The sequence below is a fragment of the Paenibacillus stellifer genome (genome assembly GCF_000758685.1).
Taxonomy (GTDB): domain Bacteria; phylum Bacillota; class Bacilli; order Paenibacillales; family Paenibacillaceae; genus Paenibacillus_AQ; species Paenibacillus_AQ stellifer.
Genome location: NZ_CP009286.1, coordinates 1 through 16,924, shown reverse-complemented (window position 1 = coordinate 16,924; position 16,924 = coordinate 1). Strand labels below are relative to the sequence as shown.

The 16,924-nt window shown below is 51.7% G+C and carries 9 protein-coding genes and 2 rRNA genes; 1 reads left to right on the top strand and 10 read right to left on the bottom strand.

Annotated features, from left to right (window positions below):
- Positions 1-77: 77 nt before the first annotated feature.
- From PSTEL_RS00055 to gyrA, 4 genes are all read right to left on the bottom strand, one after another.
- Positions 78-3,129 (bottom strand): 23S ribosomal RNA (locus tag PSTEL_RS00055).
- Positions 3,130-3,480: 351 nt separating this feature from the next.
- A 16S ribosomal RNA gene (locus PSTEL_RS00050) occupies positions 3,481-5,035 on the bottom strand.
- The 16S and 23S rRNA genes sit together here, the layout of an rRNA operon.
- 293 nt (positions 5,036-5,328) lie before the next feature.
- A complete protein-coding gene (locus tag PSTEL_RS00045) occupies positions 5,329-6,414 on the bottom strand; it encodes an HD-GYP domain-containing protein (protein WP_038692813.1) in 1,086 nt (361 codons plus the stop codon).
- Positions 6,415-6,597: 183 nt separating this feature from the next.
- Complete coding sequence (gene gyrA, locus PSTEL_RS00040; protein WP_038692812.1) at positions 6,598-9,129, bottom strand: DNA gyrase subunit A; 2,532 nt, start codon at positions 9,127-9,129, stop codon at positions 6,598-6,600.
- Between the two features lie 308 nt (positions 9,130-9,437).
- Between gyrA and PSTEL_RS00035 the strand changes: the two genes are divergently transcribed.
- Positions 9,438-10,292: a YheC/YheD family protein gene (locus PSTEL_RS00035; protein WP_052098086.1), complete on the top strand. Its 855-nt coding sequence runs from the start codon at positions 9,438-9,440 to the stop codon at positions 10,290-10,292.
- Between the two features lie 121 nt (positions 10,293-10,413).
- Here the strand turns inward: PSTEL_RS00035 and gyrB are convergent, their stop codons facing one another.
- The 6 genes from gyrB to dnaA form a co-directional block, all read right to left on the bottom strand.
- Positions 10,414-12,324, bottom strand: coding sequence for a DNA topoisomerase (ATP-hydrolyzing) subunit B (gene gyrB, locus PSTEL_RS00030; protein ID WP_038692811.1), 1,911 nt, complete (start codon positions 12,322-12,324; stop codon positions 10,414-10,416).
- Between the two features lie 45 nt (positions 12,325-12,369).
- Positions 12,370-12,618: an extracellular matrix regulator RemB gene (gene remB, locus PSTEL_RS00025; protein WP_038692810.1), complete on the bottom strand. Its 249-nt coding sequence runs from the start codon at positions 12,616-12,618 to the stop codon at positions 12,370-12,372.
- A gap of 20 nt (positions 12,619-12,638) precedes the next feature.
- Positions 12,639-13,757 (bottom strand): DNA replication/repair protein RecF, encoded by a 1,119-nt coding sequence (recF, locus tag PSTEL_RS00020; RefSeq protein WP_038692809.1) that lies wholly within the window; start codon positions 13,755-13,757, stop codon positions 12,639-12,641.
- Positions 13,758-13,907: 150 nt separating this feature from the next.
- A complete protein-coding gene (gene yaaA / locus PSTEL_RS00015) occupies positions 13,908-14,135 on the bottom strand; it encodes a S4 domain-containing protein YaaA (protein ID WP_038692808.1) in 228 nt (75 codons plus the stop codon).
- A 45-nt stretch (positions 14,136-14,180) separates the two neighbouring features.
- On the bottom strand, positions 14,181-15,323 hold the full coding sequence (gene dnaN / locus PSTEL_RS00010) for a DNA polymerase III subunit beta (RefSeq protein WP_038692807.1): 1,143 nt from the start codon (positions 15,321-15,323) through the stop codon (positions 14,181-14,183).
- Positions 15,324-15,491: 168 nt separating this feature from the next.
- Complete coding sequence (dnaA, locus tag PSTEL_RS00005; RefSeq protein ID WP_038692806.1) at positions 15,492-16,838, bottom strand: chromosomal replication initiator protein DnaA; 1,347 nt, start codon at positions 16,836-16,838, stop codon at positions 15,492-15,494.
- Between the last annotated feature and the right edge of the window lie 86 nt (positions 16,839-16,924).

Here is a 16,924-nt window from a genome sequence, read left to right as displayed (position 1 = left end):
TGGGGTATGCTTATGGGGCCCCCGCAAAGTACTCGGAATCGGCTTCGTCAGCGTCTTCCTCACTTTGTGGGGTAGTCTTGGATAAGCCCTCGACCGATTAGTACTGGTCAGCTCCATGCATTGCTGCACTTCCACCCCCAGCCTATCAACCTCGTCGTCTTCAAGGGGTCTTACGTATTGGGAAATCTCATCTTGAGGGGGGCTTCACGCTTAGATGCTTTCAGCGCTTATCCCGTCCGTACATAGCTACCCAGCCGTGCTCCTGGCGGAACAACTGGTGCACCAGCGGTACGTCCATCCCGGTCCTCTCGTACTAAGGACAGCTCCTCTCAAATTTCCTGCGCCCACGACAGATAGGGACCGAACTGTCTCACGACGTTCTGAACCCAGCTCGCGTACCGCTTTAATGGGCGAACAGCCCAACCCTTGGGACCTACTTCAGCCCCAGGATGCGATGAGCCGACATCGAGGTGCCAAACCTCCCCGTCGATGTGGACTCTTGGGGGAGATAAGCCTGTTATCCCCAGGGTAGCTTTTATCCGTTGAGCGATGGCCCTTCCATGCGGTACCACCGGATCACTAAGCCCGACTTTCGTCCCTGCTCGACTTGTAGGTCTCGCAGTCAAGCTCCCTTCTGCCTTTGCACTCTTCGAATGATTTCCAACCATTCTGAGGGAACCTTGGGACGCCTCCGTTACGCTTTAGGAGGCGACCGCCCCAGTCAAACTGCCCGCCTGACACGGTCCCCGTACCGGGTTACGGTACCAGGTTAGAACCTAGATACGATCAGGGTGGTATCCCAACGTCGCCTCCACCGAAGCTGGCGCTCCGCCTTCCTAGGCTCCCACCTATCCTGTACAGATCGTACCCAAGTTCAATATCAAGCTGCAGTAAAGCTCCATGGGGTCTTTCCGTCTTGTCGCGGGTAACCTGCATCTTCACAGGTATTAAAATTTCACCGGATCTCTCGTTGAGACAGCGCCCAAGTCGTTACGCCATTCGTGCGGGTCAGAATTTACCTGACAAGGAATTTCGCTACCTTAGGACCGTTATAGTTACGGCCGCCGTTTACTGGGGCTTCGGTTCACAGCTTCGGGTTACCCCTAACCGCTCCCCTTAACCTTCCAGCACCGGGCAGGCGTCAGCCCGTATACTTCGCCTTGCGGCTTCGCACAGACCTGTGTTTTTGCTAAACAGTCGCTTGGGCCTTTTCACTGCGGCCCCCTCGGGCTATTCACCCTACCGAGGCACCCCTTCTCCCGAAGTTACGGGGTCATTTTGCCGAGTTCCTTAACGAGAGTTCTTCCGCGCGCCTTAGAATTCTCTTCTCGCCTACCTGTGTCGGTTTGCGGTACGGGCACCTTCTCCTGGCTAGAGGCTTTTCTTGGCAGTGTGAGATCATGACCTTCGCTACTGTAAGTTTCGCTCCCCATCACAGCCCAGCCTTATGGTGTACGGATTTGCCTATACACCAGCCTCGCTGCTTAGACGGACATCCATCAGTCCGCGTCACTACCCTCCTGCGTCCCCCCATTGCTCATAACGGATTATGGTGGTACAGGAATATCAACCTGTTGTCCTTCGACTACGCCTTTCGGCCTCGCCTTAGGTCCCGACTGACCCTGAGCGGACGAGCCTTCCTCAGGAAACCTTGGGCTTTCGGCGGATCAGATTCTCACTGATCTTTTCGTTACTCATACCGGCATTCTCACTTGTGTACTGTCCACCAGTCCTCTCGGTCCAGCTTCAACCTATACACAACGCTCCCCTACCCCTGGATCGACTTCACTCCTGCCTCGAAGCCTTGTGTTTATCCCCTGGGAACCATTTGGCCTCAAGCCTTCATAACCGGCTCTTCGGCAAATATGTTCTCGCGATAAACACCGCCTCAAAGAAGCAGTGAAGTCGATCCAAGCCATAGCTTCGGTGGTGTGTTTAGCCCCGTTACATTTTCGGCGCAGAGTCACTCGACCAGTGAGCTATTACGCACTCTTTAAATGTTGGCTGCTTCTAAGCCAACATCCTGGTTGTCTGTGCAACTCCACATCCTTTCCCACTTAACACACACTTGGGGACCTTAGCTGATGGTCTGGGCTGTTTCCCTTTTGACAATGGATCTTAGCACTCACTGTCTGACTCCCGGTTAATCAGTCTATGGCATTCGGAGTTTGACTGAGCTTGGTAACCCTTGCGGGCCCCGCACCCAATCAGTGCTCTACCTCCACGACTGTCATTTCCGAGGCTAGCCCTAAAGCTATTTCGGGGAGAACCAGCTATCTCCGAGTTCGATTGGAATTTCTCCGCTACCCCCACCTCATCCCCGAACTTTTCAACGTTCGTGGGTTCGGGCCTCCAGTGCGTGTTACCGCACCTTCACCCTGGACAGGGGTAGATCACACGGTTTCGGGTCTACGTCCACGTACTCAAGTCGCCCTATTCAGACTCGCTTTCGCTGCGGCTCCGGCTCCTCGCCTTAACCTTGCACGTTAAACGTAACTCGCCGGTTCATTCTACAAAAGGCACGCCATCACCCCTAAAATGGGCTCTGACTTCTTGTAAGCACACGGTTTCAGGTACTGTTTCACTCCCCTTCCGGGGTGCTTTTCACCTTTCCCTCACGGTACTGTTTCACTATCGGTCGCCAGGGAGTATTTAGCCTTGGCAGATGGTCCTGCCGGATTCATACGGGGTTTCACGTGCCCCGCACTACTCGGGATCCGTCTCGGAGGGAACAGACTTTCAACTACAGGGCTTTTACCTTATCCGGCGGGCCTTTCCAGACCTCTTCGTCTACCCTGTTCCTTTGTAACTCCATGTGAGACGTCCCACAACCCCAGGGAGCAAGCTCCCTGGTTTAGGCTGTTCCGCGTTCGCTCGCCGCTACTGACGGAATCACTCTTGTTTTCTCTTCCTCAGGGTACTTAGATGTTTCAGTTCCCCTGGTCTGCCTCTTCATTGCCTATGAATTCAGCAATGAGTGACTGTGCATTACCACAGCCGGGTTTCCCCATTCGGACACCCCCGGATCAACGCTTGCTTACAGCTCCCCGAGGCCTTTTCGTTGTTCGCCACGTCCTTCTTCGGCTCCTGGCGCCTAGGCATCCTCCGTGTGCTCTTACTAGCTTAACCAACGCTCCGGCGTTTGGCTGTTTCTGCTCCGCTTGGTGGAACCTCTTCTCCGCCGCTTACGCTGCTTCGAACACCGCTTCCATCCAAATTCGCTCCAACATCCAAACCCCTTTGCTCTAAGCATCACTTACTTCAACTTGTTGACACAAGTTTCAGCTAAAAGATGTTCTAAAACGCAATTTTCGTTTCGGTATCCAGTTTTCAAGGATCAAGGTTCTTGCTGTTGAGAGCTTGAACTCTCAAAACTGACCAACGAGTGAGCTAAAAGCTTTGCGGAGCAAAGCTGCTTCGGAAGCATAAGCTTGGCCGAATTTTTTGAATGTCATCTCTGCGGATGACGATTCTCCATAGAAAGGAGGTGATCCAGCCGCACCTTCCGATACGGCTACCTTGTTACGACTTCACCCCAATCATCTACCCCACCTTCGGCGGCTGGCTCCCTTGCGGGTTACCCCACCGACTTCGGGTGTTGTAAACTCTCGTGGTGTGACGGGCGGTGTGTACAAGACCCGGGAACGTATTCACCGCGGCATGCTGATCCGCGATTACTAGCAATTCCGACTTCATGCAGGCGAGTTGCAGCCTGCAATCCGAACTGAGACCGGCTTTATAAGATTGGCTCCACCTCGCGGTTTCGCTTCCCGTTGTACCGGCCATTGTAGTACGTGTGTAGCCCAGGTCATAAGGGGCATGATGATTTGACGTCATCCCCACCTTCCTCCGGTTTGTCACCGGCAGTCACTCTAGAGTGCCCAGCCTGACCTGCTGGCAACTAAAGTCAAGGGTTGCGCTCGTTGCGGGACTTAACCCAACATCTCACGACACGAGCTGACGACAACCATGCACCACCTGTCTCCCCTGTCCCGAAGGCCTACGCTATCTCTAACGTATTCAGGGGGATGTCAAGACCTGGTAAGGTTCTTCGCGTTGCTTCGAATTAAACCACATACTCCACTGCTTGTGCGGGTCCCCGTCAATTCCTTTGAGTTTCAGTCTTGCGACCGTACTCCCCAGGCGGAGTGCTTACTGTGTTAACTTCGGCACCAAGGGTATCGAAACCCCTAACACCTAGCACTCATCGTTTACGGCGTGGACTACCAGGGTATCTAATCCTGTTTGCTCCCCACGCTTTCGCGCCTCAGCGTCAGTTACAGCCCAGAAAGTCGCCTTCGCCACTGGTGTTCCTCCACATCTCTACGCATTTCACCGCTACACGTGGAATTCCACTTTCCTCTTCTGCACTCAAGCCATCCAGTTTCCGATGCGACCACAGGTTGAGCCCATGGTTTAAACACCAGACTTAAATCGCCGCCTGCGCGCGCTTTACGCCCAATAATTCCGGACAACGCTTGCCCCCTACGTATTACCGCGGCTGCTGGCACGTAGTTAGCCGGGGCTTTCTTCTCAGGTACCGTCACTTCTCTAGCAGTTACTCTAGAGAACGTTCTTCCCTGGCAACAGAGCTTTACGATCCGAAAACCTTCATCACTCACGCGGCGTTGCTCCGTCAGGCTTTCGCCCATTGCGGAAGATTCCCTACTGCTGCCTCCCGTAGGAGTCTGGGCCGTGTCTCAGTCCCAGTGTGGCCGTTCACCCTCTCAGGTCGGCTACGCATCGTTGCCTTGGTGAGCCGTTACCCCACCAACTAGCTAATGCGCCGCAGGCCCATCCCTCAGCAACAGATTGCTCCGTCTTTCATCCTTCCTTCAGGCGAAGAAAGGAATTATCCGGTATTAGCTACCGTTTCCGGTAGTTATCCCAGTCTGAAGGGCAGGTTGCCTACGTGTTACTCACCCGTCCGCCGCTAAGTTAATCCAGAGCAAGCTCCTTCATAACTCCGCTCGACTTGCATGTATTAGGCACGCCGCCAGCGTTCGTCCTGAGCCAGGATCAAACTCTCCATTAATGAAAAGCTGATTTGCTCATTTTGAATCTGACGAGAATTAAATTCTCTTAATACTCACTCGTTGTTCAGTTTTCAAAGATCAAGCTTCATTTAAGACTTTCATCGTCGCTTATCTTTCGCATCAGCAACTTTTATATCTTATCACAACCAAGTGATTCATGCAAGCTTTTTTATTTCTTTTTTGAATCAGCAGCTCGTATTTCTTGGCCGGAATTAGAATATACCATATATGAATAGCAACTGCAAGGTTTATTTCTAAAAAAAGAGAGTGGCATATTTCGCCACCCTACCGGTTAGTGTATGATCTCTTGAATATACAGCTCGCGCGAGCTTGCCAAGTTAATGATTCGGCCGTTTACATTCACCATCGGACGAGTCGGGTTACTGCGGTCGGAGAATATGATCTCGCCTCTGCCGCCATCATTGAGCCGAACTTTCGTTCCATTATGAAACTCCGTAGTTTTATTGATAAAAGTCTGAACGATAGCCGGATCCAACTTGCCGAAGCCTTCCTTCTGGATCTGTTCCAGCACCAGATAAGGCGACTGCGCTTTTTTATAAATACGTTCCAGCGTCATCGCATGAAAAATATCGGCCACCGCCACGATTTTGGCATAGAAATGAATTTGACTGCCCTGAAGCCGGAGCGGATATCCGGACCCGTCCACCTTCTCATGGTGCTGAAGCGCTGCAAGTCTGACGCCTTCATTGATTGCCGTGACATTCCGAAGAATCTGATAGCCATAGGTCGTATGTCTGCGCATCTCATTCCGTTCCGCCGCTGTAAGAGTCCCTGGATTATTCAGAACGGCCGGATCTACTTTCACATTGCCGATGTCATGCAAGAGCCCTGCAAAAGCAGCCTGAAGCCAATCCCTCTGAGGGTAGCCGCACCACTGGGCGATTTTGTAAGAGGTTAGAGCAGACATTACCGCATGGTGGTATACATAATCCCGTTCGACGATATGACGCGGAGTAAAATTGAGCACATGATAATCCTTGATTTGAGCAATGAGCGCTTCTGTTCCACTGCGCAGCTCCAGAATCGGCAGACCTCCGGCGGCAGCAGAGCTGTAACAGCGCTTGATCAACGCCAGCATCTTGTCATACTCATCATGAAGAGGAGACTGGCTGCGGGTTACGGTTCCGATTGCCGGCTTCGTTCCAACTTTGTCTGCGCTCTTCGAAGCTTCCACCGCTCCGCTCTCTTCCTCCGCACCATCCACTTCCAAATGGTCAATGAAGAATGCTTCCAGAATCTCCATATCCCTGGGCAGCAGAACTTTTCCTTTTTCAAACAGGGTTCCACCGAGAGGCGTAATGACATCTTTGTTTATTATCAAGCCCGGCTTCGCTTCCATTACCGAGATATTTGGCATTATACCCAACTCCTCTATCCTATACCTTACTGAATCTTCGGAAACGGTACTATTTACCTAATTATAGTATGGATAAGAAGAAGAGACTAGTATGAAAGGTTTATTCTTCTAAATTTTTTTTCAAAAAAAAGTACCTGGCAGCTATTTAGCCGCAGGTACTCTCGGAGTGTTCAATCTTTAGTATTATTCTTCAGAACCTTCATCATCACTGTGAGTTTCATCCGATGCCATTTCCGGTTCTACTGATGCGTTAGACTCGCCTTCAACGGATTCTTCATCCTCGTTCTCCTCTTCGCTCTTATCAGTACGGCAAACGGTCGACACGGAGTCATCGTCTCTTGTATTGATCAGCTTCACGCCCTGTGCATAACGTCCCATTGTAGAGATGCCATCCATGCTCATTCGAATCAGCGTACCGCCGGTTGTGATAATCATCAAATCTTCTTCCTGCTTGACGACCTTGAGGCTGACAACACGGCCATTCTTCTCTGTGAGATTAATGGTCTTGATCCCCTTGCCACCGCGGGTCTGCAGGCGATAGTCCGATGCAGGGGTACGTTTGCCGTATCCGTTAGCGGTTACGATCAGCACGTCCAATTCCTTGTCGATGCAATCCATCCCAATCACATGGTCTTTGTCATCGAGCGTGATGCCTTTAACCCCGGTAGCGCTTCTTCCCATGGAACGCACATCTTCTTCCGAGAAGGTAATGGACATACCGTCCGCGGTCCCGAGAATCAGCTTCTGCTTACCGTCTGTAAGCTTCACATCAATCAGCTCGTCTTCTTCACGAAGATTGATCGCGATCAGGCCGCCTTTGCGGATATTATTGTAATCCTCAAGCGGCGTCTTCTTCACGATGCCCTCGCGGGTGGCGAAGAATAAATACTTGTCGCTGTCGGTCTCCTCGATCTGGATGACGGCGCTGATCTTCTCCCCTTGTTCAATCTGAATCAGATTGATAATCGGAGTTCCCCGAGCGGCGCGGCCAAGCTCCGGTATTTCATAGGCTTTGATCCGGTAGACCTTGCCTTTATCGGTGAAGAACATGAGATAGTTGTGGGAATTGCTCACAAAGAGATGCTCCACAAAGTCCTGTTCCTTGGTGTCCATTCCTATAACGCCTCGTCCGCCGCGCTTCTGGCTCCGGTAAGTCGTTACCGGGAGACGCTTGATGTAGCCGGTATGCGTTACCGTAATTACAACTTCTTCGCGTGGAATAAGGTCCTCGTCGAGGATGCTCTCTTCTCCGATCGTGATCTCAGTCCGGCGGTCATCGCCAAACCGTTCACGGATTTCCTGCAGCTCGTTGCTGATAATCTCGAGAACAAGCGTCTCATCAGCCAGAATGGCTTTATATTCCGCAATTTTGGCGAGCAGCTCATTATACTCATTCTCGATCTTGTCGCGTTCCAGACCGGTCAGACGCTGCATCCGCATATCCAGAATCGCCTGGGCCTGCTCAACACTAAGATCGAAGGTCGAAATGAGTCCCTCGCGTGCGATATCTACGGTTCTCGACGCCCGGATCAGTGCGATGACCTCATCCAGATTATCAAGGGCAATACGCAAGCCTTCCAGAATATGAGCCCGGGCTTCCGCCTTCTTGAGATCGTACTCGGTCCGCCGGCGGATGACGATGATTTGATGCTGCAGATAATGGTACAGCACGTCGCGCAGATTCAATATCTTCGGCTCTTTGTCGACAATGGCCAGCATGTTAATACCGAAGGTCGACTGCATCGCCGTATGCTTATACAGGTTGTTCAGCACAACATTCGGATTCACATCGCGGCGAACCTCCACCACGACGCGCATTCCGTTACGGTCGGATTCGTCGCGCAGGTCCGTAATGCCGTCAACCCGTTTCTCGCGAACCAGCTCGGCGATCTTCTCCACAAGGCGCGCCTTATTAACCTGGTAAGGAAGCTCGTTGACGACAATCCGTGCCTTACCATTGTTGTCCTCAATAGTAGCCTTCGCGCGCATCGTTACCGAACCGCGTCCCGTACGATAAGCCTGACGAATTCCCTCACGGCCCAGAATGAATCCGCCTGTCGGGAAATCCGGTCCTTTGATGTATTCCATCAGTTCCATCGGTGTGATGTCCGGATTCTTGATCATGGCCTGCACACCGTCGACAACCTCACCAAGGTTATGCGGCGGAATATTGGTGGCCATACCGACGGCAATACCGCCGACACCATTGACCAGAAGGTTCGGGAAACGGGCAGGAAGCACATCCGGCTCCTGTTCCTCGCCATCATAGTTCGGGTTAAAGTCAACGGTTTCTTTATTTAAATCGCGCAGCATTTCCATCGCAATCTTGGAAAGGCGCGCCTCCGTATAACGCATTGCCGCAGCCATGTCGCCGTCGATCGAGCCAAAGTTCCCGTGGCCGTCAACGAGCATATACCGCATGGAGAAGTCCTGTGCCATCCGGACCATCGTCTCATATACGGCCGAGTCGCCGTGCGGATGATATTTACCGATAACCTCGCCCACGATTCTCGCTGACTTCTTGTAAGGCTTGTCAGGGGACATGCCGAGTTCCGACATCGCGTACAGAATACGGCGATGCACCGGCTTAAGTCCGTCCCGCACATCAGGAAGCGCACGGCTGACAATGATGCTCATTGCGTAATCCATGAAGGATTCGCGCATCTCGGTACCGATGTCCCTATCCCTGATTTGAGGGTTATTTTGTTCAGCCATGAGTTGCTGGACCTCCTTCGGTTAAGAAGAAACGGGTGCCCGTTTCCTTGGTGCCTATCTCTTAGTATTTTCTAAAAAAACTCGCACTTAAACGTCCCCGCCGGCCACTCGAGGGTTGATAACTTTTTTTGCTGCCCCTGCCGGGATATCAGCCCTGTCCGCAAGCCGGTAGACGCCATAGACTGCTATGGAGCCGTCCGCAGTCAAATGCACAAACCGTTCACTAAGACACCATCCCATATCTTTTAATTATAACATTCTTTAGAACACTTGTCCTTAAATTTCAAACGCACAGAGGGAGGAGTAGCATGAGAATTCAGCGGGTCGCCAGCAAATGGGCCAAGACGGAAGTCATGATGGCAAACCGCTCGCTGGCACCTTATATTCCAGAAACCCGTAAGTTTGACGACGTATCGCTGAGCGACATGCTCTTGACGTATGAAACGGTCTATATCAAACCGGATCACGGGACATACGGCAACGGAGTCATGAGAGCAGAACTTAGAAGCCTGTCCTCGGCATCCAAAAGCGGAGATCTGACAAAGTCCGAATCGGAGAACATCGAGCTAGTCCAGAAGTCCGTCTATATTCTCCGTTACGGCACGCAAGCCAAGGTGTTCCGCTCTGTAGAGGAACTGCACCGGGCCATATCCGATCGCATCGGAAGCCGTCTGTATATTATTCAAAAAGGAATTGATCTTCTAAAGTATAAAAAACGCCCCTTCGACCTTCGGGTGCTCGTTCAATCAACGCCTCAGGGAAATTGGGAGACTACAGGACTATTGACCAGAATGGCCGCCCCGCAAAAAATCATTACCAACTACCACAGCGGAGGACAGGTTCTGGCTCCACATGAGCCGCTTGGCAGCCATATGAGCGCCGGCGAACTGGAACGTACCCTGAAGAAGCTGGCTAATCTGGGGGTTCGCGTAGGAAGCGGGATGCAATCGGCTTATCCGGGCATTCGTGAACTCGGTCTCGATGTGGCCATCGACAATCATCATGAGATCTGGATTATTGAGATCAATACGATGCCTTCCCTCATTGCATTCAAGAAATTCTCAGATCCTTCAACCTATCGAAAAATCCGCCGCTATGCATCTCATTACGGCCGATCCGGCTTCAGTCCCGATTCAAGCCTTCGCCGCCATCCGCCCGTCTAACAACTTTCCAAGACATTCTCCGGTAGTCTCCTAACGTAAAACAGCCTCCGGCAACTCCCGGGTAACCGGAAGTTCCGAAGGCTGCTGGATGATAAGCATAGGAGCGAGTGCCCTGCCTCACTTAAATATCCAGATTTTTGACGGTCTTGGCGTGTTCATGGATAAAGTCGCGTCGCGGCTCCACATTGTCACCCATCAAAGTATCGAAGATGCCGTCCGCGAGGATGGCGTCTTCAATCGTGACCTGAAGCATGCTGCGGCTCTCCGGATCCATCGTCGTCTCCCAGAGCTGGGCGGCATTCATTTCACCGAGACCTTTGTAGCGCTGGATGTTGAATTTGGCATTCTCGCCGAAGGAAGCGATGATTTCATCCCGCTCCGTTTCACTGCCGGCGTACCGCACGGTTTTGTTGCGCTCCACCTTAAAGAGCGGCGGCTGGGCGATATAAATATAGCCGGCTTCGACAATCTTCCGCATGTACCGGTAGAAGAAGGTCAGCAGCAGGGTCCGGATATGCGCGCCGTCGACGTCCGCGTCAGTCATGATGACCACTTTGTGATAGCGGGCTTTGGACAGATCGAAGTCATCGCCAATCCCCGTTCCAAGCGCCGTAATAATGGCCCGGATTTCCGCATTGGACAAGATTCGGTCCAGTCTTGCCTTCTCCACGTTCAGGATCTTGCCCCGAAGCGGGAGAATCGCCTGAAAATGACGGTCACGGCCCTGTTTGGCCGATCCGCCGGCGGAGTCCCCTTCGACGATGAACAGTTCACTGATCGAAGCGTCCTTGGAGGAGCAGTCCGCCAGCTTGCCCGGAAGGGCGCTGACTTCAAGCGCGCTCTTGCGGCGCGTCAGCTCGCGGGCCTTGCGGGCCGCTTCACGGGCGCGGGAGGCCTGCAGCGACTTCTCCAGAATCCGGCGCGAGACGGCCGGGTTCTCTTCGAGGAATTCCTGCAGCTTCTCGCCGAACAGCGACTCGACGATCCCGCGTACTTCGCTATTGCCGAGCTTGGTTTTGGTCTGTCCTTCGAACTGGGGCTCAGGAATTTTGACGGAGATAATCGCCGTCAGACCCTCGCGGACATCGTCCCCCGTTAGATTGGAGCTGTTATCCTTAATCATGCCGGATTTGCGGGCATAATCGTTGATGATGCGCGTCAGCGCGCTTTTGAAGCCCGATTCATGCGTTCCGCCTTCATGGGTATTGATGTTGTTGGCGAACGAATAAATATTCTCCGTGTAGGAATCATTGTACTGCAGAGCCACTTCGACCTGGATCATTTCGCGGGATCCGCCGACATAAATCGGCTCTTCATGCAGCACTTCCTTCTTCTCGTTGAGAAATTTCACATATTCCATGATGCCGCCATCGTATTTGAAGCTGTTGGAAATGCCTGTGCGTTCATCCTTCAGCGTGATTTCAATACCCTTGTTGAGGAACGCCAGCTCACGGATACGGGTAAGCAGCGTGCTGTATTCGAAAACGGTCGTTTCGGTAAAAATCTCCGGGTCCGGCGAGAACGTCGTCTTGGTTCCGGTTTCTTCCGTTTCACCGATCGTGCGGATCTCATACTGCGGCACGCCTCTACGGTATTCCTGCTGGTAAATATGGCCTTCGCGCTTAACCGTAACGATAACTTTCTCCGAAAGGGCATTCACGACGGAAATACCTACCCCGTGCAGACCGCCGGACACCTTATATCCGCCACCGCCGAATTTGCCGCCCGCATGCAGGACGGTCATGACGACTTCGAGCGTGGATTTCTTAAGCTTCGTATTCTCGCCAACCGGGATTCCGCGCCCGTTGTCGATAACGGTGACGCTGTTATCCTCATGTACGATCACCTGGATTTGGGTACAGTATCCGGCCAGCGCCTCGTCGATACTGTTATCCACGACTTCCCACACGAGATGGTGTAAGCCCTTTACACTGGTGGAACCGATGTACATGCCGGGACGCTTGCGGACGGCTTCCAGCCCCTCAAGCACCTGAATCTGGCTCTCATCATATGTCGGTTGATTCATTGACATGCCTTCACCTACTTCTTTCAGATTAACTCAAATGTCCTGCCTAGCTCAGCTGTCGGCCAATATATTGGAGCGTTTCTTGAGAGTGGAAGAAGAAATGGGGGAATAATACACGGCGTTCTGTGTAACGACTATCGATTTCGCTTCTTCTTCGCCGATCCGCTCAAGCCTTTTATCCTGAAGAGCAGCAGTCACGAACTGTTTGGACAGCTTGGAGGATTTCTCTATGGATATATCAAAAATAGCGATCATTTCGGATGACCGGATTATTTTTTCCCCGCCCAAATGAATGTACATGCTCTTCTTCCCCCGATCGATTAAGAATCGATTCTTCCTCCATGGACTTGAAACTGGCAGGCGCCTTTTAGTCTATCGGCGTTCAGGCTTTCGATCCCTGTCGCCGTAATGAACGTTTGCACTTTGCTTTGAAAGGTTTCGATCAGCTGCGTCTGACGGTACGGATCAAGCTCCGACAGAACATCATCCAGCAGCAGAACGGGATACTCTCCGATTTCCTCGTGAATCAGTTCGATTTCGGCAAGCTTCAGGGAGAGAGCAGTCGTGCGCTGCTGTCCCTGCGAGCCGTATACTGACGCCTCCCGGCTGTTGATAAAGAAAGATAAATCATCCCGGTGAGGGCCCGTCAGCGTCATGCCACGGCGGATTTCCTGTTCACGTGTTTGTGATAACTTTAACATAAATTTGTCCAATAAGACAGCTTCATCTTCCTCTTCGCGCTCCCCGAAGGAGGGAATATACCGCAGCTTCAGCTCTTCTCCGCCGTTCGTAATTCCCCTGTGGATCTCCTCTGCCCAGATCTGCAGCTTCTTAATGAATTGTTTCCTTTTTTTGACGATTTTAACACCATGCTCTGCCAGTTGGGCGTCCCAAATTTCCAGCATGGCCCCGCCGCCATCCTTCTTGCCCCACAGCTGCTTCAGCAGATTCCCCCGCTGGAGAAGCACCTTCTGATACTGCTGCAGATGAAACAGATAGCCCGGCTGAACCTGCCCGATCTCCATATCCAGGAACCGGCGCCGGATTCCCGGAGATCCCTTCACAATTTCGAGATCCTCCGGAGCAAACATGACCACATTCAGCGAACCGATAAATTCGCTCAGCCGGCGCTGCTCCAGGCCATTGATCTTGGCTTTCTTCCCCTGCAGCGAATAGGCCAGCTCAAGCTTCAGATTCCCGTATTTCCGGGTCACTTCGGCTTCTATATGGGCGGCTCCGTCCGGAGCGTTAAATGCGATCAATTCCCGGTCCTTGGAAGTCCGGTGGCTTTTGGTCATCGCCAGGCAGTAGAGCGCTTCGACAAGGTTCGTTTTGCCCTGCGCGTTCTGCCCGAGAATGAGATTGACATCCCCAAGTCCCTCCAGCATCAGCGCTTCGTAATTGCGGTAATGGCGAAGGCTTATTCGGTTCACAAACACTAGAAGGTTCCTCCCCCATTTTAGAAGCGCGGCTGCGATCTTCCATGAAGAAACCCGCAAAGCGCATCCCTGGCCCTTGAGCATGACCGGGTACTTTGCGGGACTCTTAACCATCATTATACCACTTTTTTTGAAACTTCGGCTAAACTCTTAAGCCTCGCTCGTTTCGCCTTCCACCTCAAACACACCTTCGCCTTGAACCTCCACCTTGTCCCCGGGATACAGCTTTCTTCCCCGGCGCTCTTCCCGTTCTCCATTCACGGCTACAAGCCCTTCCTGCAGCAGCGCCTTCGCCATCCCGCCTGTGGATACACAATCCGCCAGCTTCAGGAACGAATCCAGCTTGATATATCCACTGTGGATAACTATTTTTTTCATCGGTTTATTCCTCTCCGCCGCTTATCCACAGCCGTGAACCGGGCGTTAATTTGTTGTGCGATACGGCAGAATGACATACAATGCCTGACTCTCATCCAGCGGTTTTAAAATAATCGGGCTCATCATTCCGGTAAAAGCAATCGTCAGCTGTTCGCTGTCGATTACTTTAAGCACGTCCAGCATATATTTGGAGTTGAACGAGATTTTCAGCGGCTCTCCCTTAAAATCAATGAGATCGAGTTCTTCCCGCACCTTGCCAAGCTCAGAGGAGCTGGAGGAGATTTCAATACCGCCCTGTTCCAGCGTCTGAAGACGGACGATATTCGTTTTTTCCTCGCGGGACAGCAAATAAGCCCGGTCGATCGATTCGCTTAATTTTTTTGTTTCCAGCGTCAGTTCTGTTTTGTACACGGTCGGAATAATTCTAGAAGTATCCGGATAGACACCGTCCAGAATACGGGTGTAGAACAGCACGCGGTCAAGCTTGAACAGCACCTGATTATCAGCCACGACAATATCGATCAGCATATTCTGGTCGGGGATGATTTTGCTCAGCTCGTTCAGCGTCTTGCCGGCAATGACGACATTGCTGAATTTGACGTCCTCGGTTCCTTCCAATTTGGCGGCTCTTGTGGCCAGCCGGTGGCGGTCTGTCGCGATGAATTTGAATTCGCCTTCGGCCAGATTCCACAGAATACCGGTTAAGATTGGCGTAGTCTCCTGAGTCGAAATGGAGAAAGCCGTCTGCTTGATCATATTCTTCAATAGATCGCCTGGCAGCGAGATGGTTTCGTTGCCCTCAATGTTCGGCAGTACCGGGAACTCTTCCGGATCGAGGCCCACCATCTGAATTTCCGTCGCTCCGGAAGAGATAAAGGTGTGGAAGCCTTCCTTGACCTCCATCTGAATTTCTTTGGACGGCAGCTTCTTAATGATTTCAACGAAAAATTTGGCTGGCAGCACTACGCTGCCGGGTCTGTCCACTTGCACGATCTGCTGGTTCTCATCCTCGGTTGGAATGAACGATTGGATGGAAATATCCGTATCGCTTGCAGTCAAGGTAACGCCCTGATGCGTAACCTCCAGCTTGATACCGGTAAGAATCGGAATGGTTGTACGGCTGGATATGGCCTTCGATACATGCTGGATGGATTCGTTGAGCTCATTTTTAAGAATGCTGATTTTCATATTTTCACTCCTAGATCAATAATGGCTTGAATGAAGAATGTTTTTAATCTTTTTAAAATAGTATTAGTAGTAGGGGCGCTGAATATGTGGATAAGCCTGGCGAACAACATAAAATTAAGCCTACGCACATGTGAATAGATTGTGTATAGGCTTGTTTATTCCTTCGGATCAGGAAGGATTTTTAATTTTCTCTGAAATATTGTTGACCACTTTATATAGATCCTGATCGACCTTGAGCGATTGGCTGATCTTCTCATGGGCATGAATGACCGTTGTATGGTCTCTTCCTCCAAAGGCTTCTCCGATCTTCGGCAGCGAATAATCCGTCAGCTCTCGGGATAGATACATGGCGATCTGCCGAGGAAATGCGACAGCTTTCGTCCGCTTGCGCGCCTTGAAATCCTCCAGCCTTAGATTGTAATATTCGCCGACCCTCTGCTGAATGTCCTGAATCGTGATCATCTTCGGCCGGCTGGATGGGATAATATCCTTCAGCGCTTCGGCGGCCAGATGCGTCGTTACATCCTGATTTGTCAGGGATGAATAGGCGACAACCCGAATGAGAGCGCCTTCCAGCTCACGGATGTTAGTATCGATCTGGTTGGCGATATACATCATCGCTTCATTCGGAATATCCAGATTCTCCGCCTTCGCCTTCTTGCGAAGAATAGCGATTCGTGTCTCCAGATCCGGAGGCTGAATATCGGTGATCAGGCCCCATTCGAACCTTGAACGCAATCGTTCCTCAAGCGTCGGAATTTCCTTTGGCGGACGGTCGCTGGAGATGATGATCTGCTTGCGCTCTTCATGCAGGGCGTTGAATGTATGGAAAAATTCCTCCTGGGTCGATTCCTTCCCCGCCAGGAATTGAATGTCGTCAATCAGCAGGATGTCTACGTTCCGGTATTTGTTGCGGAAGCTTTCGCCGCGGTTGTCACGGATCGAATTGATGAACTCATTCGTGAATTTCTCTGACGAAATGTAGATTACCTTATTGCTGGGATTATGCTCCAAAATGTAATGGCCGATCGCGTGCATCAAATGGGTTTTGCCGAGTCCCACCCCTCCGTACAAGAACAGGGGATTGTAAGCTTTGGCCGGCGCTTCCGCTACAGCTAGCGAAGCAGCGTGCGCGAACCGGTTGCCGGAACCGATAACGAACGTATCGAACGTATATTTGGGGTTCAGCATATGCGTCTGGGCTTCTTCGCGGGAGACAGCGGGAGGTCCGGGGGATACCTGCACGACAGGCTCGGCGGGCTTGTTCTCTTCGATCACAAACTTGACGTCGACCTGCTTGCCGGTTACTTCATATACAGTAGCTCCGACCAGCTTCGTATACCTGCTCTCCAGCCATTCAACCGCAAACGTCGTCGGCGCCGAGATAATCAGCGACTGCGCATTGAGGGAAATCGCTTTGGTTGCCTTAAACCAGGTGTCGAAGCTGGGCTTGCTTAGTTTGGTTTGGATAATTGATAAAATCTGCTGCCATAATTCGGAAGTATGGCTTTCCACACACTGTCACTCCTTTAAGTCTTCCAAATGTGGCTTGAGCCATGAAGTGGAAATGTCGAAGAAAATAAATTGATGGAGACATTATC